Origin of the sequence: Burkholderia sp. 9779_493, assembly GCF_015712215.1 — a bacterium.
GTDB classification, from domain to species: Bacteria; Pseudomonadota; Gammaproteobacteria; order Burkholderiales; family Burkholderiaceae; genus Burkholderia; species Burkholderia cenocepacia.
This window is the reverse complement of the sequence record NZ_JACCQA010000002.1, coordinates 1-17,436: the sequence shown is the minus strand read 5'-3', so window position 1 is coordinate 17,436 and position 17,436 is coordinate 1. Positions and strand designations below refer to the sequence as shown.

The 17,436-nt window shown below is 65.2% G+C and carries 15 protein-coding genes, 1 tRNA gene and 2 pseudogenes; 6 read left to right on the top strand and 12 right to left on the bottom strand.

Annotated features, from left to right (window positions below; genetic code table 11):
* Positions 1-87: 87 nt before the first annotated feature.
* From cyoD to H0X95_RS01600, 5 genes are all read right to left on the bottom strand, one after another.
* On the bottom strand, positions 88-420 hold the full coding sequence (gene cyoD, locus H0X95_RS01620; RefSeq protein ID WP_006478441.1) for a cytochrome o ubiquinol oxidase subunit IV: 333 nt from the start codon (positions 418-420) through the stop codon (positions 88-90).
* Entirely contained in the window at positions 421-1,029 is a 609-nt protein-coding gene (gene cyoC / locus H0X95_RS01615; RefSeq protein WP_006483998.1) for a cytochrome o ubiquinol oxidase subunit III, read from the bottom strand.
* The gene (gene cyoB / locus H0X95_RS01610; protein ID WP_059722812.1) at positions 1,029-3,035 is read right to left on the bottom strand and encodes a cytochrome o ubiquinol oxidase subunit I; all 2,007 of its coding nucleotides are present in this window, start codon (positions 3,033-3,035) and stop codon (positions 1,029-1,031) included. Before cyoB ends, cyoC begins: the two co-directional genes overlap by 1 nt.
* Positions 3,036-3,038: 3 nt before the next feature.
* Positions 3,039-3,926, bottom strand: a complete 888-nt coding sequence (gene cyoA / locus H0X95_RS01605) for a ubiquinol oxidase subunit II (RefSeq protein WP_012492697.1) — start codon at positions 3,924-3,926, stop codon at positions 3,039-3,041.
* Between the two features lie 273 nt (positions 3,927-4,199).
* Complete coding sequence (locus H0X95_RS01600) at positions 4,200-5,729, bottom strand: complex I subunit 4 family protein (RefSeq protein ID WP_006483984.1); 1,530 nt, start codon at positions 5,727-5,729, stop codon at positions 4,200-4,202.
* Positions 5,730-6,193: 464 nt separating this feature from the next.
* On the opposite strand from H0X95_RS01600, the pseudogene H0X95_RS35860 reads away from it, so the two are divergent.
* Positions 6,194-6,507 (top strand): annotated as a pseudogene (locus H0X95_RS35860) (DUF932 domain-containing protein); the annotation flags it as partial.
* 248 nt (positions 6,508-6,755) lie between these two features.
* Here the strand turns inward: H0X95_RS35860 and H0X95_RS01595 are convergent.
* Positions 6,756-6,849 (bottom strand) — tRNA-Ser (locus H0X95_RS01595).
* Positions 6,850-6,959: 110 nt separating this feature from the next.
* Positions 6,960-8,213, bottom strand: a complete 1,254-nt coding sequence (locus H0X95_RS01590; protein ID WP_012492698.1) for an aspartate kinase — start codon at positions 8,211-8,213, stop codon at positions 6,960-6,962.
* Between H0X95_RS01590 and H0X95_RS36355 the strand changes: the two are divergent.
* Positions 8,196-8,433: pseudogene (locus tag H0X95_RS36355) on the top strand (hypothetical protein); the annotation flags it as partial. The gene H0X95_RS01590 and the pseudogene H0X95_RS36355 sit on opposite strands and share 18 nt — an antisense overlap.
* A 122-nt stretch (positions 8,434-8,555) precedes the next feature.
* Here H0X95_RS36355 and tilS read toward each other — a convergent pair.
* From tilS to cysS, 4 genes are all read right to left on the bottom strand, one after another.
* Positions 8,556-9,977, bottom strand: coding sequence for a tRNA lysidine(34) synthetase TilS (gene tilS / locus H0X95_RS01585; protein WP_059722814.1), 1,422 nt, complete (start codon positions 9,975-9,977; stop codon positions 8,556-8,558).
* 46 nt (positions 9,978-10,023) lie between these two features.
* Positions 10,024-10,995, bottom strand: a complete 972-nt coding sequence (locus tag H0X95_RS01580) for an acetyl-CoA carboxylase carboxyltransferase subunit alpha (protein WP_006478433.1) — start codon at positions 10,993-10,995, stop codon at positions 10,024-10,026.
* 103 nt (positions 10,996-11,098) lie between these two features.
* The gene (locus H0X95_RS01575; RefSeq protein ID WP_006484005.1) at positions 11,099-11,926 is read right to left on the bottom strand and encodes a DNA-3-methyladenine glycosylase family protein; all 828 of its coding nucleotides are present in this window, start codon (positions 11,924-11,926) and stop codon (positions 11,099-11,101) included.
* Positions 11,927-11,969: 43 nt separating this feature from the next.
* The gene (gene cysS, locus H0X95_RS01570; protein ID WP_006484007.1) at positions 11,970-13,367 is read right to left on the bottom strand and encodes a cysteine--tRNA ligase; all 1,398 of its coding nucleotides are present in this window, start codon (positions 13,365-13,367) and stop codon (positions 11,970-11,972) included.
* A 234-nt stretch (positions 13,368-13,601) separates the two neighbouring features.
* Between cysS and H0X95_RS01565 the strand changes: the two genes are divergently transcribed.
* The 4 genes from H0X95_RS01565 (at position 13,602) to H0X95_RS01550 (ending at position 16,347) form a co-directional block, all read left to right on the top strand.
* Positions 13,602-14,324: a tetratricopeptide repeat protein gene (locus tag H0X95_RS01565; RefSeq protein WP_080403580.1), complete on the top strand. Its 723-nt coding sequence runs from the start codon at positions 13,602-13,604 to the stop codon at positions 14,322-14,324.
* 39 nt (positions 14,325-14,363) lie between these two features.
* On the top strand, positions 14,364-14,939 hold the full coding sequence (locus H0X95_RS01560) for a peptidylprolyl isomerase (RefSeq protein ID WP_006484003.1): 576 nt from the start codon (positions 14,364-14,366) through the stop codon (positions 14,937-14,939).
* Positions 14,940-15,027: 88 nt separating this feature from the next.
* Entirely contained in the window at positions 15,028-15,519 is a 492-nt protein-coding gene (locus H0X95_RS01555) for a peptidylprolyl isomerase (protein ID WP_006483987.1), read from the top strand.
* A 27-nt stretch (positions 15,520-15,546) separates the two neighbouring features.
* A complete protein-coding gene (locus H0X95_RS01550; protein WP_006483982.1) occupies positions 15,547-16,347 on the top strand; it encodes a UDP-2,3-diacylglucosamine diphosphatase in 801 nt (266 codons plus the stop codon).
* 58 nt (positions 16,348-16,405) lie between these two features.
* On the opposite strand, the gene cysE is transcribed toward H0X95_RS01550, so the two are convergent.
* Complete coding sequence (gene cysE, locus H0X95_RS01545) at positions 16,406-17,179, bottom strand: serine O-acetyltransferase (protein ID WP_012492700.1); 774 nt, start codon at positions 17,177-17,179, stop codon at positions 16,406-16,408.
* Positions 17,180-17,436: the final 257 nt, after the last annotated feature.

Genomic DNA, 17,436 nt, shown 5'->3' with positions numbered 1-17,436 from the left:
AGCCGGAAAAGCAAAAAGGCGGCACCTGCGTGCCGCCTTTTCTTCATGAACACGCATGGATACGAACCCGATGCGCGACGCTGCCGCTCACCGCGACATCATGTTCATGCTGACGTTGTGCATCACCCACAGCGTGCCGACGATCACGATCGCGGCGGTCAGCACCGTATAGCTGAACGCCATCACGTTCCAGCGCTGGCCCGACGAGCCGTTCATGTGCAGGAAGTACACGAGGTGCACGACGATCTGCACGAACGCGAGCACGGCCAGCCCGATCAGCGACGCATGCGGCGACAGCACACCGCCCATCACCAGGCCGAACGACGCGGCCGTGAGCAGCACCGACAGGATGAAACCGGCGACGTAGCCGCCGACACTGCCGTGCCCTTCTTCGAGTTGAGACGAATGCGAATGGGCCATTTAGATCACGCTCGCGAGATAGACAAAGGAAAACACGCAGATCCACACGATGTCGAGGAAGTGCCAGAACAGGCTCAGGCACGTCAGGCGCCGCAGGTCGCGATCGGTCAGGTCGCCGCCACGGAACACGATCTGCGCGGCCAGCACGAGCATCCACAGCAGGCCGGCCGTCACGTGCAGCCCGTGCGTGCCGACCAGCGTGAAGAACGCCGACAGGAACGCGCTGCGCTGCGGGCCCGCGCCTTCCGCGATCAGGTGCGAGAACTCGCGCAGTTCCATCGCGAGAAACGCCGCGCCGAGCACGAACGTCACCGCGAGCCACGCGAGCAGCGCGCCGCGTTGCTGCTTGTATGCCGCGAGCATCGCGAAACCGTACGTGATGCTCGACAGCAGCAGCGCGGCGGTTTCGACCGCGACGCCCGGAATGTCGAACAGCTCTTTGGCGGTCTGCCCGCCCGCGTACTGGTGACCGAGCACCGCGAACGTCGCGAACAGCGCCGCGAAGATCACGCAGTCGGTCATCAGGTACAGCCAGAACCCGAACACCGAATGCGACGGCGGATGGTCGTCGTGCTCGAGCAGGGTCGCGCTCAAGGTTTTCTGCAACATCAGTTGGCCTCCAGTTCCACGTCGTCGACGCGCGCGGCCGTGCGCTGCGTCGGCTGCTTGTCTTCGGTCTTGCGCACCGTCGACGCAGGGATGTAATAGCCGTCGTTATCGCGCGAGCTGTAGATCACGAGCGTCGCAATGATTCCGATGAGCCCGCCGATCGCCATCCACCAGATGTGCCACACCAGCGCGAAGCCGAGCACCAGGCTGAAGATCGCGATCACGAGGCCCGCGCAGGTATTCGACGGCATGTGGATGTCGCGAATCGCCGCCGGGTTCGGCCGGCCTTCGCCGCGCGCCTTCATGTCCGCGTACGCGTCGAGCGTGCGCACCTGCGGGATCACCGCGAAGTTGTAGTCGGCCGACGGCGACGACGTCGCCCATTCCAGCGTGCGGCCGCCCCACGGATCGCCCGTGGTGTCGCGGTATTCCGGCAGGTGACGGTTGCGGATGCTGACGACCAGTTGCAGCAGCTGGCATGCGATGCCGATCGCGATCAGCACGGCGCCGAACGCGGCGACCAGCAGCCACGGATGCCAGGCCGGGTTGTCGTAGTGGTTCAGGCGACGCGTCATACCCATGAAGCCGAGCACGTACAGCGGCACGAACGCGACGTAGAAGCCGACCTGCCAGAACCAGAACGCGGCCTTGCCGAGCTTCTCGTTCAGCTTGAAGCCGAACGCCTTCGGGAACCAGTAGTTGAAGCCCGCGAGATAGCCGAACAGCACGCCGCCGATGATCACGTTGTGGAAGTGCGCGATCAGGAACAGGCTGTTGTGCAGCACGAAGTCCGCGCCGGGGATCGCCATCATCACGCCGGTCATGCCGCCGAGCGTGAACGTGACCATGAAGCCGATCGTCCACAGCACGGGCGTCGTGAACTCGATCCGGCCGCGGTACATCGTGAACAGCCAGTTGAACACCTTCACGCCGGTCGGAATCGCGATGATCATCGTCATGATCCCGAAGAACGCGTTCACGTTCGCGCCCGAGCCCATCGTGAAGAAGTGATGCAGCCACACGAGGAACGACAGCACCATGATCGCGCAGGTCGCATACACCATCGTCTTGTAGCCGAACAGCGGCTTCTTCGCGAACGTCGCGATGACTTCCGAGAAGATCCCGAACGCCGGCAGGATCAGGATGTACACCTCCGGATGGCCCCACGCCCAGATCAGGTTCAGGTACAGCATCGCGTTGCCGCCGGCTTCGTTCGTGAAGAAATGCATGCCGAGGTAACGGTCGAGGCCGAGCAGCGCGAGCGTCGCGGTCAGGATCGGGAACGACGCCATGATCAGCACGTTCGTGCAGAGCGCCGTCCACGTGAACACCGGCATCTTCATCAGCGTCATGCCCGGCGCGCGCATCTTGATGATCGTCACGAAGAAGTTCACGCCGGTCAGCAGCGTGCCGACCCCGGAGATCTGCAGCGCCCACAGGTAGTAGTCGACCCCTACCCCCGGACTGAACTGCAGCTCCGACAGCGGCGGGTACGCGAGCCAGCCCGTCTGCGCGAATTCGCCGATCACGAGCGACACGTTGATCAGGATCGCGCTGACCGCCGTCATCCAGAACGACAGCGAGTTGATGAACGGGAACGCGACGTCGCGCGCGCCGATCTGCAGCGGCACGATCAGGTTCATCAGGCCGACCATGAATACCATCGCCATGAAGAAGATCATGATCACGCCGTGTGCCGTGAAGATCTGGTCATAGTGGTGCGGCGGCAGGTAGCCGGGCGCGTTGTACGCGAGCGCGAGCTGCATGCGCATCATGATCGCGTCGGCGAAGCCGCGCAGCAGCATGATCAGCGCGACGATGATGTACATCACGCCGAGTCTCTTGTGGTCGACCGTGGTCAGCCATTCCGTCCACAGCCATTTCCAGCGGCCGGTGATCGTCAGCGCGGCGAGAATGCCCAGCACGACCAGCCCCATGAAGGCGCCGGCCCCCATGATGATGGGCTGATCGAACGGGATCGCCGAAAGTGTGAGTTTGCCGAACATGCGTTACCCCTTCGTGCCGCAGGCGGCGTCCTTCAGGTCGAGGACGTGGCCATCGTTGTATTTCGCGATGATGTTGTGGAAGAGCCTCGGATCGACCGACGAGAAGTAGCGCACCGGCGCCTTCTCGCTCGGCTGCGCGACGCTGCCGTACAGGGTCGCGTCGAGCCGGTCCGGCGACGCCTTCACCTTCTGCACCCACGCATCGAACTGCTCGCGCGGCTCGGCGAGCGTGCGGAACTTCATGTCGGAGAAACCGCGGCCGCTGAAGTTGGCGGACGTGCCCGCGTAGTTGCCGGGCTCGTCGGCGATCAGGTGCAGGCGCGTCTGCATGCCGGCCATCGCGTAGACCTGGCCGCCGAGCTGCGGGATGAAGAACGAGTTCATCACCGAATCCGACGTGATGCGGAAGTTCACCGGCGTGCCGACCGGAATCGCGAGCTGGTTCACCGACGCGATACCGAGTTCCGGATAGATGAACAGCCACTTCCAGTCGAGCGCGACCACCTCGACGTCGAGCGGCTTCACCGCCGATTCGAGCGGCTTGTACGGATCGAGCTCGTGGGTGGTCTTCCACGTGAGCACGCCGAGGAACAGGATGATCAGCGTCGGTACGGTCCAGATCACGACCTCGATCGCGGTCGAGTGCGACCAGTTCGGCGCATAGGCGGCGTTGCGGTTCGACGCGCGGTAACGCCACGCGAACCATAGCGTGAGCAGGATCACCGGCACGACGACGATCAGCATCGCCCAGGTGGACGTCGCGATCAGCGCCTTTTCGGCCGCACCCACGCTTCCTTTCGGATTTAGTACATCTAAATTACAACCTGACAGGCTCAATGCCGCGCCCATGGACATCAGCGCCGACCAGCCTCTTGAAGCTCTTCTTTTCATCACACAGCCCGAGGGTCATTGAATCCGTTTGCGTACGCCCGATGCGCATTCGATTCACGAAATTGGCCGAATCATACGTCGCGCGAGTGCGATGAAAAACCGGTGCATGCGGCAAATCATCATTGCAAAATCTGCCGTGAGTCACATTGTCGCGGGGCAATTTCACGCAGCCGGAAGCGGGCCCGGCACGCGCCGTGCCGGACCGTGATCGATGCGCGCGCAACGACGCGCGCCGCGTGAGGCGGCGCGCTTGCGCGGCTCGACGTGCCGGGATCAGTCGTGCGTCGAGGCCATGTACGACGGCAGCGCCGGCGTGGGGCCATCCCCTGCCGGCACCTTCGAATGGCTCGCTTCCTGGATCAGCCTGCCGACGGTCGGATCGATCGCATCGGTGAACGGCTTCGGATCGATGCCGACCGCGAGCACGATCAGCGCGAGCGACGCGAACATCACGATCTCGCGACGGTTCAGGTCGGCGAGCTTCGCGATCCGCTGGCTCGCGACCTTGCCGAACACGACGCGCTTGAGCATCCACAGCGTGTACGACGCGCTGAGGATCAGCGTGAGCGCCGCGATCGCGCCGATCCAGAAATTGAAGCGGATCGCGCCCATGATCACCATGAACTCGCCGACGAACCCCGACGTGCCCGGCAGGCCGACGTTGGCCATCGCGAACAGCAGCGTGAAGGTCGCGAAACGCGGCATCACGCCCGCCACGCCGCCGTACGCGGCGATCTCGCGCTGCTTGGTGCGGTCCACGAGCACGTTCACGCACAGCAGCATCGCGCCCGCCACGAAGCCGTACGACACGAGCTGCACGATCGCGCCTTCGACGCCGATCCGATTGAACAGGAACAGGCCGAGCGTGACGATCCCCATGTGCGCGACCGTCGAATACGCCAGCAGCTTGCCGAGGTCGGTCTGCGCGAGCGCGACGAGGCTCGCGTAGACGATCGCGAACAGCGACAGCGCGATCACGGCCGGCGCGAAGAAGTGACTCGCGTCCGGCGTGATCGGCAGCGCGAAGCGCAGGAACCCGTAGCCGCCGAGCTTGAGCATCGCGAGCATCAGCGCGGCGCCCGTCGGGCCGTCCGTGTAGACGTCGCTCAGCCACGTGTGGACCGGCCACATCGGCACCTTGACCGCGAACGCGGCGAAGAAGCCGAGGAACACCAGCAACTGCGGCGCGAAACCGAGCTGCAGCGTGCGCCACACGGCCATGTCGAACGTATGCGACTGCGCGTACAGGTACAGCATCGCCATCAGCAGCAACAGCGAGCCGGCGAACGAGATGAAGAAGAACTTCACGGCCGCATACACGCGTCGCTCGCGCCCCCACGTGCCGATCAGCAAGTACAGCGGGATCAGCGTCGCCTCGAAGAAGATGAAGAACAGCAGCCCGTCCTGCGCGACGAACACGCCGACCATCAGCCCCGACAGGATCAGGAATGACGCGTAGTACTGCGCGACGCGCACCGTGACCGACTCCCACGACGCCACCACCACCACGAGTGTCGTGAATGCGGTCAGCACGACGAGCCAGAGCGACGCGCCGTCGATGCCGACCCGCCACCCGGAATTGAATGCCGCCAGCCAGTCGCGTCTTTCGACGAACTGCATCGCGGCCGAATGCGCATCGAAGCCGGCAACGAGCGGAACCACGGCCGCCAGCCCGGCAATCGCGCCGACCAGCGCGATCAGTCGTATCCGGCGTGCCTGCTGGTCGGAACCGGCGCGCAGCAGGCCCGCGCCGAACAGTATCGGAACCCAGATGGCCAGGCTCAGGAAGGGGAAATCATGCATGTCAACAGGGCCTTGAGGAGGTCGCGCCCTGCATCGGGGAAAGGCGCGACGAAAGGAACGAAATCAAATCGACAGGTAGATTTCGTGAATCGCCAATGTTGGCAAAATGTAAAGCGGCATCACCGGAAAACTTGACGCCGCTCAAATGCGATCGGGTTAACCAGCATAAGACGATTGATTATTTTCTGCAGCGCAGCAGAGCATCGATTTTCGGCGGCAGCGTAGTTCACTGATTTGTTTGAGTAATTTTTCGTATTGCTTGATGCCGTGCGCGATGAAAATCGACGCAGCGCCGCATTTTTGATGTCAACCGGTCATTTCGGAGGGCCGGAACAGCATGATCGGTGTTCGGCTGTGCCCCGGTCGCTCGGCGCCTCGCTCCTTACAAATAACCTTTCATTGTTATTTCATTTCGTGCCGCGTGCATTTGAGCGAGGATCGGCCGGGCAAGCACGATCCGGCGCCGGCTCGAAGTCTGGAAGCGTGCCGCCGGCATGAACGGGCGGATCGAACAAGACGAAGTGCGCTTCGTCGCCGCTGGCAATCGCAGCCTCGGCTCGATTCACGCGTTTCACGAACGGAAGGCCCTCTATCGTTCGGATACCGAAGCACTGCTGTCGGTTGTCTCTGCGCGCTATCAGGTCATGCAATCAGAGGAGATCGGGCGTGTTATCGAGACCTTGCGGAGATCGGCGGCTTACCGCTTGAGACCGCAGCTGTGCTACGGCAGGGCCACCCGCTCCGGGCGCTTGCCCGCAGAGGCCAGTCCGGCATGCTTGGGACGCTCGGCAGCCGCATCCGCCGCTTCAGGCGCGTTCCGAAGCATCTCGGATGGGTCTTTTCCCCGGCGTGCCCGGACGAGCAATCGTCAAGCGCTGCCCTCGCGCGCGACGGCAGCGCGCAATACCACGCGGCGCCAACCGGTACCCACCTACGTCCAGCGCATTCTTGCTGATGGGCCCGCTGAGGACTGAAAAAGAAAAAGCCCCGCAAGTCCGAGAACTTGCGGGGCTTTGTCACCGCTTTTGGCGGAGACGGAGGGATTCGAACCCTCGATCCAGGTTTTGGCCCAGATGCTCCCTTAGCAGGGGAGTGCCTTCGACCTCTCGGCCACGTCTCCCAAACTTTCGCTCGCACCAGGGAGGCAGTGCGACGAGAACGAAATAATATAGGGTTTCGAACCGCCCGTCAATTTCCGTGATGCATTTTCTTCAATGCATCACGAAAAATTCACGATGCCTGGTCGAGTTCGAATGCCTTGTGCAGCGCGCGGACGGCCAGCTCCATGTATTTCTCGTCGATCAGCACCGAAATCTTGATTTCGGACGTCGAGATCATCTGGATGTTGATGCCCTCTTCCGACAACGTGCGGAACATCTTGCTCGCGACGCCCACGTGCGACCGCATGCCGACGCCGACGACCGACACCTTCGACACCTTCGGGTCACCCTGCACGCGCTCGGCGCTCACATGGCCCTGCACCTGGTTGGTGAGGATATCCATCGCCTTCTGGTAGTCGCCGCGACCAACCGTGAACGTGAAGTCGGTTTTGCCTTCGACGCTCTGGTTCTGGATGATCATGTCGACGTCGACGTTCGCATCGGCCACCGGCCCGAGGATCTGATATGCGATGCCCGGCTTGTCGGGCACGCCCATCACAGCAATGCGTGCTTCGTCGCGCTGGAACGCGATGCCGGAAATGACTGCCTTTTCCATGGTCTCGTCTTCTTCAAAAGTAATCAGGGTGCCCGAGCGCATTTCTTCGTCGAGCGCAATCAGCGGATCGGTCAGGCTCGACAGCACACGCGTCTTCACCTGGTATTTGCCGGCGAATTCGACCGAGCGGATCTGCAGGACCTTCGAGCCGAGGCTGGCCATTTCCAGCATTTCCTCGAACGTCACGCGATCGAGGCGGCGCGCCTCTTCGACGACACGCGGATCGGTCGTGTAGACGCCGTCGACGTCGGTATAGATCAGGCACTCTTCGGCACCCAGCGCAGCCGCCACCGCCACCGCCGACGTGTCAGAGCCGCCCCGGCCCAGCGTCGTGATGTGGCCGTCCGGATCAACGCCCTGGAAGCCCGTGATGATCACGACCTTGCCCGCGTTCAGATCGTCCTTCACACGCTCGTCGTCGATCGAGTGAATGCGTGCTTTCGTAAACGCGCTGTCGGTCTTGATCGGCACTTGCCAGCCGGCATAGCTCACGGCCTCGACGCCGATTTCCTGCAGCGCGATCGACAGCAGGCCGACGCTGACCTGCTCGCCGGTCGACGCGATCATGTCGAGCTCACGCGGGCTCGGCTGGCTCGAAATCTCTTTCGCGAGACCGAGCAGACGGTTGGTTTCGCCGGACATCGCCGACGGCACGACCACCATCTGGTGCCCGGCCTGATGCCATTTTGCGACGCGTTTCGCGACGTTCTTGATGCGCTCGACCGAGCCCATCGAAGTGCCGCCGTATTTGTGTACGATGAGTGCCATTGTCGTTCTGAACTGGAGGAGAAACCGCACGGGCGCGCTGGGCAGGCCGCGTAGCCGTTCGGTCACGCGGCTTGTGGCTGTGGACGGACGACGAGGGGGACGGCTGGGACGCAACACGCAAGCGTGACGGATTTTGCCCGGAAGGCCGATCAGGCCGCGCAAACCGGGTACGTCACGCGGAAAACCTGCACAAAACGCTCAAAAATCGAGCCGAGCAAACGACCGAGCGTACCCGATAGAAGCCCGCTTGACAAGCCGCACGCCGTGTCGGCGGCCGTTCCGGCGCTGTTTACCAAATGGTGAAAACGGGCACGCCATCGCGCCGCCGGCAGGCTGCCGCCGCTACGCGATCAGCAGGTCGGGACACCATTCGATCCGGCGCCATGCGGCGGCGCCGGACGTCGCGCCGTCAGGCACGTCGATGTCGCGATTGACGCCCAGCCGCGGCACGTAGATCAGCCGGTCGCCCGCGAACAGCAGCGGCACGTCGCGCTGCCAGGCCGGCACGCCGCGCTCCTGGAACAGGTTTTTCAGCGTCCGACCCGGCCCGCCCGGCGACGTACGCATCCGTTCGCCGCCCGCCCGGGCGCGCGCAGCCAGCCGCGCACCGCGCAGCAGCGCCTCCGGTACCGCATCGGCGCTCCCCGCGTCGGCCGGCGCGAACACGAACGTGCCGCGCCATCCCGGCAGATGCCACACTTCCTGCCCGTCCCATGCAAGCGCCGCCTCCGGGTGCGGCGTACCGGTGCCGTCGTCGGCCGGTTCGCTGCTGTCGCCCGCTTCCCAGTACACGACATCGCGATAGAGCCTCAGGCACTGCCCCGCGTGATCGACGCGCAGCGCATGCGCGTCGTGCGCGGCACGCAGTTGCCGCATCATGTTGGCGAGCCGCGCAGCCGACGCGCCCGGCAAACCGAGCCGGCGCATCCAGAAGCGCAGCAGATTCGCACCGCGCGTATCGTCGAATCCGATCAGCGCGTCGCGCGACAGCGCCCGCCCGTCGTCGCGCGCGGCGACGGCGAAATCCAGCTCGGCCAGATCGTCGAGCAGCCGCTGCGCGGCGGCCGCATGCTGGGCCGCGCGACCGAGCGCATCGCGAAAACCCGGAAAATGCACGGCCAGCGCCGGCAGCACGTCGAGGCGCAGCGCATTGCGCGCATAGCGCGTATCGCCGTTCGATTCGTCATCGATCCAGGCAAGCGCGTGCTGCTCCGCATAGCGCTCGAGTTGTGCGCGCAACAGCCGCAGCAACGGGCGCACACGCTCGATGCTCACGCCGTCGGGGCGATAACGCGGCGCCATCGCGGCAAGCCCCGCGATTCCCGCCCCGCGCAACAGTTGCAGCAGCACCGTCTCGGCCTGATCGTCCGCATGTTGCGCGAGCCACAGCGTCGCCACGCCGTGGCGTTCACCCATCGCGTCGAGCGCCGCGTAGCGACGCTCGCGCGCGGTCGCCTCGATGCCGAGCCCGCTGTCGCGCGGCACGTCGACGCGCATCGATTCGAATGCAACACCGAGTCGCGCCGCATCCGCTTCGGCATGCGCGACCCAGGCGTCCGCGTTCGCGCTCAGGCCGTGATGCACGTGCAGCGCGACGCAGCGCGAGGCGCCCGCGACGCGCACGGCCGCGTCGAGCAGCACGGTCGAATCGAGGCCGCCGCTGTAGGCGATCGCGATGCGCGCATCAGGCGGCAGGCTGGAAAGCGCAACGCCGACCGCGTCGAGTACGGCGCGGTCGGCGGAGAATTCGGTGGGCGGGATCACGAGCGGGACACGCGCGCAACGGCGCGCGAATTGAATACGCAGCCGGTCATGCGCCCGGCGTGGTTTCCTTGAACTTGCCGTAGGCCATCAGGCGCTCGAAGCGACGCTCGCGCAGCGCGTCGATGCTCATGCCCTGGAACTGGCGCAGCGAATCGGCCAGCGCACGGCGCAGCAGCGCGGCCATGCCCTTCGGATCGCGATGCGCGCCGCCGAGCGGCTCGTTGATGATCTTGTCGATCAGGCCAAGCGCCTTCAGGCGGTGCGCGGTCAGGCCGAGCGCTTCCGCGGCTTCCGGCGCCTTCGCGGCGCTCTTCCACAGGATCGACGCACAGCCTTCCGGCGAGATCACCGAGTAGGTCGAGAACTGCAGCATCATCACGGTGTCGGCCACCGCGATCGCCAGCGCACCGCCCGAGCCGCCCTCGCCGATCACCGTCGTGATGATCGGCGTCTTCAGCTCGGCCATCACGTACAGGTTGCGGCCGATCGCCTCCGACTGGCCGCGCTCTTCCGCGCCGATACCCGGGTACGCACCCGGCGTGTCGACGAACGTGAAGATCGGCAGCCCGAACTTCTCGGCCAGACGCATCAGCCGTTCGGCCTTGCGATAGCCTTCCGGGCGCGGCATCCCGAAGTTGCGCGCGGCGCGCTCCTTCGTGTCGCGGCCCTTCTGGTGACCGATCACCATGCACGGATGGCCGCCGAAGCGCGCGAGACCGCCGACGATCGACAGGTCGTCCGCGAACGCGCGGTCGCCATGCAGCTCGTGAAAATCGGTAAACAGTTCCGCAACGTAATCGAGCGTGTACGGACGCTGCGGGTGCCGCGCGATCTGCGAAACCTGCCATGGCGACAGGTTCGCGTAGAGGTCTTTCGTCAGTTGCTGGCTTTTCTTCGACAGCCGCTCGATTTCTTCCGAAATATCGACAGCCGAGTCGTCCTGCACGAATCGCAGCTCTTCGATCTTGGCCTCGAGTTCGGCGATCGGCTGTTCGAAATCCAGAAACGTGGTCTTCATGTGTTCGAATCCTTGGGTCTTGCGGCAGCGCGTATTCTACCCGCGCGGGCGACGCTCAAAACCGGCTCTCAACTATTGATGTTTAAAACCCGATAGCCGACACTCAGGCGTCGGCGTCGGGCGCATCGAGGCTGCGCCACATGTACCAGGTCGCGACGGTGCGCCACGGCTCCCAGTTGGCCGCAACCTCGCGCGCCTCGCTGCGCGTGACGGGTTCCCCGCTGAAGTAATTGACGCTGATCGCACGGATCAGGCCCGGGTCGTCGAGCGGCAGCACGTCCGGCCGCGACAGGTTGAAGATCAGGAACATCTCGGCCGTCCAGCGGCTGATGCCGCGGATCTGCGTGAGTTCCGCGATCACGTCCTCGTCGTCCATCGACATCCATTTGTCGACGTGCAGCGCCCCCGACACGAAATGCTGCGCGAGATCGAGGATGTATTCCGTCTTGCGCTTCGACAACCCGCACGCGATCAGCTTGTCCGCGCCGAGCCGGATCACCGGCTGCGGTGCGAGTTTCGGACAGGCGTCCTCGATGCGCGCCCACAGCGACTGCGCGGACGGCACCGAAATCTGCTGGCCGACGACCGAGCGCGCGAGCGTGACGAACGGGTCGCCGCGCTTCACGAGATGCGCGGGACCGAACTTCGGAATCAGTTTCTTCAGGATCCGGTCGCGCTTGACGAGGTCCGCGCATGCCTTGTCCCAATAGGCAGGACGCACGACGACCTCCTCGCCGTCCGCTTCGGACGCACGTGTCTTGCGGGCCGCGTCGGCGGCCGGCAGCGCGGCCGCCGGCTGCGCATGACCGTTCAGCGCGCCGTTCGGCACGGCGCGCGTCGCGTCCGACTTCGCCGCCGGTACACGCTTGGCTGCCGGACGCGCGGCGACCGGGGTCGCGCGCCTGACCGGCGCTTTTCTGGCCGTTGCCATCTTGCCTCCTACCTGACGGATCGGTCAGTGGAACGCACCGCGCTCATACGCGACGCCATTCGGTCGATCCGCCCGGTTTGTCTTCAAGTGCGATACCGGCTTCGAGCAATTCCGCCCGGATCCGGTCCGCTTCGGCATAGTCCTTCGCTTGCTTCGCCGCGACGCGCGCGGCGATCTTCGCTTCGATCTCGTCGGCCGCGAGCCCGCCCGCCTGCGCGGCGCCCGACGCCTGCTGCAGGAACGCGCGCGGTTCGCGGCCCAGCAGGCCCAGCAGGCCCGCCAGCTGTTTCAGTTGCCGCGCGAGCGACGCGTCGCGCGTGCGGTTGACTTCGCCCGCCAGCTCGAACAGCGTCGCCACCGCGACCGGCGTGTTGAAATCGTCGTTCATCGCGGCCGCGAAACGCTGCGCGTGCGGCTCGTTCCAGTCGAGCGCGAGCGTATCGGCGTCGACGTCCTTCAGCGCCGTGTACAGACGCGTGAGCGACGCGCGCGCATCGTCGAGATGCACGTCGCTGTAATTGAGCGGCGAACGATAGTGCGTGCGCACGATGAAGAAGCGCATGACTTCCGCGTCGTAACGCTCGAGCACCTCGCGGATCGTGAAGAAGTTGCCGAGCGATTTCGACATCTTCTCGTTGTCGACCTGCACGAAGCCGTTGTGCATCCAGTAATTGACGAACGTCTCGCCGGTCGCGCCCTCGCTCTGCGCGATCTCGTTCTCGTGGTGCGGGAATTGCAGATCCTGCCCGCCGCCGTGGATGTCGAAATGATTGCCGAGCAGCGAGCAGCCCATCGCCGAGCACTCGATGTGCCAGCCCGGGCGACCCATTCCGTACTTCGACGCCCACGACGCGCCTTCCGGATCTTCCGGCTTCGCACGCTTCCACAGCACGAAATCGAGCGGATCTTCCTTCGCGTCGTTCGCGGCGACGCGCTCGCCCGCGCGCAGATCGTCGAGCGACTTGCCCGACAGCTTCCCGTAGTTCGTGAACTTGCGCACCGAGTAATTGACGTCGCCGTCGCTCGCCTGGTACGCGTAGCCGTTCGTCTCGAGCGTCTCGATCATGCCGAGCATCTGCGGGATGAACTGCGTCGCGCGCGGCTCGATGTCGGGCCGCTGGATGCCCAGCGCGCTTTCGTCCTCGTGCATCGCGCCGATGAAGCGGTCGGTCAGCGACTTGATCGTCTCGCCGTTCTCGACCGCGCGGCGGATGATCTTGTCGTCGATGTCGGTGATGTTGCGCACATACGTGACCCGATAGCCGATCGCACGCAACCAGCGCTGGACGAGGTCGAACACGACCAGCATGCGCGCGTGGCCCACGTGACAATAGTCGTAGACGGTGATCCCGCATACGTACATCCGCACTTCGCCGGACTGGCGCGGCACGAAAACTTGCTTGTCACGCGCGAGCGTGTTGTAGATGCGCAGTGATTCCATAGAGATGAACCGTGAGCCGAAGGAAACCGCCCTGGCGAAGCTCGCCCAGCATGTGAAACGGACGGACCATCTGCTGCGGCGCCAGGCCGCGCGTCCTCGATATCACATGGGGCGGTCAGGCTGCAAGCACAGCGGTGACGGCCACGAGAGGCTAAGAAAGACTGTCTGCCGCTCGCCGGAACGCGCAGACGTTTTGTTAGAATGGCTCGGAGTATAACATTCCGATTTACGCCTATGAAACCTCATCGCGGCCGCGCGCCGAGCGCTGCGACCCTCGTTGCGACCACCGTCATGGGCGTCGCGCTGACGCTTTTCGCGGCTCCCGCGGCGCATGCGCAAAAGGCCCCGGCGGTCGCCGACGGCACCCCCGAAATCGACGCGTCGATCGCCGGCAAGCAGTGGAAGCAGGCGCTCGCGCAGCTCGACGCGCGCATCGCGTCGAATCCGCACGACGTGCAGGCGCAGTTCAAGCGCGGCACCGTGCTGGCCCGCCTGAACCGCGACGACGACGCGATCCAGCAGTTCGTCGCGATCACGCAGGCGTACCCCGAACTGCCCGAGCCGTACAACAACCTCGCGGCGCTCTACGCGAAGCACGGCCGCTATGACGAAGCGCGCACCGCGCTCGTCACCGCGACGCAATCGAACCCGAGCTACTCGCTCGCGTACGAGAACCTCGGCGACCTCTACCTGCGGCTCGCTTCCGAATCGTACAAGCGCGCGCAATCGCTCGGCCGCACGAGCGGCGCGACCGCGCAGCGCCTCGCCGATCTCCAGAAGATCGTGTCGCCGCCGAAAGCCGCGCCGAACGCCCGCGCGACGACGCCGGCCACGCGCGCCTACACCGACCGCGCCGCCGCGAACGTGAGCACCACCACGCTGCCGATGTCGCCGACGTTCCAGTTCAACGGTCCGTCGGGCGCACTGGCGGCACCGTACGTCGCGCCGTCGCAATAAGCGGCGCGCCCTTCCTTCCCTCCCAACCTGAGGATCGCAATGAAACGTCTGTTGCTGGCGCTTGGCGGCGCCGCCCTTCTCGCGACCGCGCCCGCGTTCGCGCAAACGGCCACCGCGCACCCCGTCGTGCAGCTGAAGACCTCGCAGGGCGACATCCGCGTCGAGCTCTATCCGGAGAAGGCGCCGAAATCCGTCGCCAACTTCCTCGATTACGTGAAGGCCGGCCAGTACAACGGCACGATCTTCCATCGCGTGATCAAGGGCTTCATGATCCAGGGCGGCGGCTACAAGACCAACTTCGAGGAAAAGCCGACCCGCGCGCCGATCCCGCTGGAAAGCCGCAATGGTCTGAAGAACCTGACCGGCACGATCGCGATGGCGCGCACGAGCGATCCGAATTCGGCCACCGCGCAGTTCTTCATCAATACGGTCGACAACAGCGGCCTCGACTATCCGAACCCGGACGGCAACGGCTACGCGGTGTTCGGCAAGGTCGTGTCGGGCCTCGACGTCGTGAAGAAGATCGAAGGCGTGGCGACGACCTCGCGCGGCCCGATGCAGGACGTGCCGGCGCAACCGGTCGTGATCGAATCGGCGAGCATCGTCTCGAAGTAAGCACCTGCCGGCACGTCCGGCGCCACACGCGGCCGCGTCGCACGACCGGCCGCGTGCCATTTAAACCGCCTCACCGAAGGAATTCATCATGGTTGAACTGCATACGAACCACGGCGTGATCAAGCTCGAACTCGACGCCGCGAAGGCACCGAAGACGGTCGAAAACTTCCTGAACTACGTGAAGAAGGGCCATTACGACGGCACCGTGTTCCACCGCGTGATCAACGGCTTCATGATCCAGGGCGGCGGCTTCGAGCCGGGCCTGAAGCAGAAGCCGACCGACGCGCCGATCGACAACGAGGCGAACAACGGCCTGAAGAACGACAACTACACGATCGCGATGGCGCGCACGAACGATCCGCACTCGGCGACCGCCCAGTTCTTCATCAACGTGAACGACAACGACTTCCTGAACCACTCGTCGCCGACGCCGCAGGGCTGGGGTTACGCGGTGTTCGGCAAGGTCGTCGAGGGCCAGGACGTGGTCGACAAGATCAAGGGCGTCAAGACGGGCAACGCGGGCTTCCATCAGGACGTGCCGACCGACGACGTCGTGATCGAAAAGGCCGTGGTGGTCTGACGCACCAGCCGTCACGGAGGCACTTCGATGTTGCAGGAGAGTCCGCCGCGAAGCGTCTCCGCGGGCGTGCCGGGCGAGCGCGAGTACGCGCAAGCCGCACGCCCGTTCCTGTTTCTCTCCGATCTGCACCTGAGCGAAGCGATTCCGAAGACGGTCGCCGCGTTCGAGCATTTCGTGAAATACACCGCCGACAGCGCCGATTCGGTGTTCATCCTCGGCGACCTGTTCGAATACTGGATCGGCGACGACATCCTCGACGACGATCCGTTCGCCGCGCGCATGGCCGCGCTGATGCACACGTTCTCGGAGCGCGGCATCGCGCTCTACGTGATGCACGGCAACCGCGATTTCCTGCTCGGCCGGCGCTTCATGAAGGCGGCCGGTGCGATGCTGCTGCCCGACCCCTCGCTGATCATGGCGTTCGGCCAGCGCATCGTGCTCGCGCACGGCGACGCGCAATGCACGGCCGATCGCGGCTATCAGTTGTTCCGGCGCGTCGCGCGCAACCGCGTCGCGCAATGGCTGTTTCTCGCGTGGCCGTTCCGCTGGCGCCGCGCGCTCGCGCAGCGCATGCGCTCGAACAGCGAAGCCGGCCGCATGCGCCCCGTGTCAGCAATCTACGACGTCACGCGGGAAGGCGTGGCCGCGCTGTTCCGGAAAAGTCGCGCAAGCGTGATCATTCACGGCCACACGCACCGCCCCGCGCGCCACGCGGAACCGGGCGGAATCCGCTGGGTACTGCCCGACTGGGATCTCGATCACGGCACGCCGCGCGGCGGCTATCTGCGCGTCGACGCGGAAGGCATCCACGCGATGCCGCTCGACTGACGCCACCGCTGCCGCTGTCGTCGCATCGACCGGCAGCCGTGGGCGCCCTGCTCGTTCGTTACATCTGGCGTTCGACCGTCTTGCCTTCCAGCACCGCGGACAGCCTGCGCAGGTCGAGGCGCGCCGCATCGGCGCCCTGCAGCGTTTCCAGATGCGTACCGAGCCGTTCGAGCGCCGCGACGATCTCGTCGACGCGACGGCTTTCCTTCGCCGCGTGATCGATCAGCCCGTGAATCGCAAGCGACATCGGATCGTCGGCGTTCGGCGTGATCCCGTACGCGCAGAATGCCGCGCGCTCGGGTTGCGGCTTCGGCTGCGCCGGCATCACGATGCGCGCCGGGTTGCCGACCGCCGTGCCGCCGGGCGGCACCGGCTTGACGACCACCGCGTTCGAGCCGATCTTCGCGCCCGCGCCCACCGTGAAACCGCCGAGCACCTTCGCGCCAGCGCCGACGATCACGCCGGCCTCGAGCGTCGGATGGCGCTTCGCGCCGCGCGTGAGCGACGTGCCGCCCAGCGTCACGCCCTGATAGATCGTGCAGTCGTCGCCGATGATCGCCGTCTCGCCGATCACGACACCCATGCCGTGATCGATGAACACGCGCCGGCCGATCGTCGCGCCGGGGTGGATCTCGATCCCGGTCAGGAACCGGCCGGCCTGCGACGCGAACCGCGCGAGCCAGTAGCGCTTCGCGCGCCAGCAGGCGTGCGCGAAACGGTGCAGCACGAGCGCATGCAGCCCCGGATAACAGGTCAGCACTTCCCACGCACTGCGAGCGGCGGGATCCCGCTCGCGAATCGTTGCAACGTCTTCGCGCAGTCTCGTGAACATGATGTGATCTGGGAAAAGGCCGGCGCGCATCGCCGGCAATGCCGGCCGTTATCGCGCCGGGTAATTTGCTTATGACGTCCGGCGATTGTAGGGCCAGTCGCGCGCCGCCGCACGCGGTCGCGCGTTCACCCCGCCACCGGCGCGGGTATTCGGCCGGGACGGGTTTCCGGGGAGGCCCGTCGGGCGAAACTGCAGGGTTCGTCGCTTCCGGCGGATCACCGCATGGCCTGCCCGCCACCCACCACCCGCCGCATCCG

What these genes read in the sequence shown, in the direction of transcription:
- cyoD (WP_006478441.1), bottom strand. Translation starts at nt 420, where the DNA reads ATGGCCCATTCGCATTCGTCTCAACTCGAAGAAGGGCACGGCAGTGTC.
- cyoC (WP_006483998.1), bottom strand. Translation starts at nt 1,029, where the DNA reads ATGTTGCAGAAAACCTTGAGCGCGACCCTGCTCGAGCACGACGACCAT.
- cyoB (WP_059722812.1), bottom strand. Translation starts at nt 3,035, where the DNA reads ATGTTCGGCAAACTCACACTTTCGGCGATCCCGTTCGATCAGCCCATC.
- cyoA (WP_012492697.1), bottom strand. Translation starts at nt 3,926, where the DNA reads ATGAAAAGAAGAGCTTCAAGAGGCTGGTCGGCGCTGATGTCCATGGGC.
- H0X95_RS01600 (WP_006483984.1), bottom strand. Translation starts at nt 5,729, where the DNA reads ATGCATGATTTCCCCTTCCTGAGCCTGGCCATCTGGGTTCCGATACTG.
- H0X95_RS01590 (WP_012492698.1), bottom strand. Translation starts at nt 8,213, where the DNA reads ATGGCACTCATCGTACACAAATACGGCGGCACTTCGATGGGCTCGGTC.
- H0X95_RS01580 (WP_006478433.1), bottom strand. Translation starts at nt 10,995, where the DNA reads ATGAAGACCACGTTTCTGGATTTCGAACAGCCGATCGCCGAACTCGAG.
- H0X95_RS01575 (WP_006484005.1), bottom strand. Translation starts at nt 11,926, where the DNA reads ATGGCAACGGCCAGAAAAGCGCCGGTCAGGCGCGCGACCCCGGTCGCC.
- cysS (WP_006484007.1), bottom strand. Translation starts at nt 13,367, where the DNA reads ATGGAATCACTGCGCATCTACAACACGCTCGCGCGTGACAAGCAAGTT.
- H0X95_RS01565 (WP_080403580.1), top strand. Translation starts at nt 13,602, where the DNA reads ATGAAACCTCATCGCGGCCGCGCGCCGAGCGCTGCGACCCTCGTTGCG.
- H0X95_RS01560 (WP_006484003.1), top strand. Translation starts at nt 14,364, where the DNA reads ATGAAACGTCTGTTGCTGGCGCTTGGCGGCGCCGCCCTTCTCGCGACC.
- H0X95_RS01555 (WP_006483987.1), top strand. Translation starts at nt 15,028, where the DNA reads ATGGTTGAACTGCATACGAACCACGGCGTGATCAAGCTCGAACTCGAC.
- H0X95_RS01550 (WP_006483982.1), top strand. Translation starts at nt 15,547, where the DNA reads ATGTTGCAGGAGAGTCCGCCGCGAAGCGTCTCCGCGGGCGTGCCGGGC.
- cysE (WP_012492700.1), bottom strand. Translation starts at nt 17,179, where the DNA reads ATGTTCACGAGACTGCGCGAAGACGTTGCAACGATTCGCGAGCGGGAT.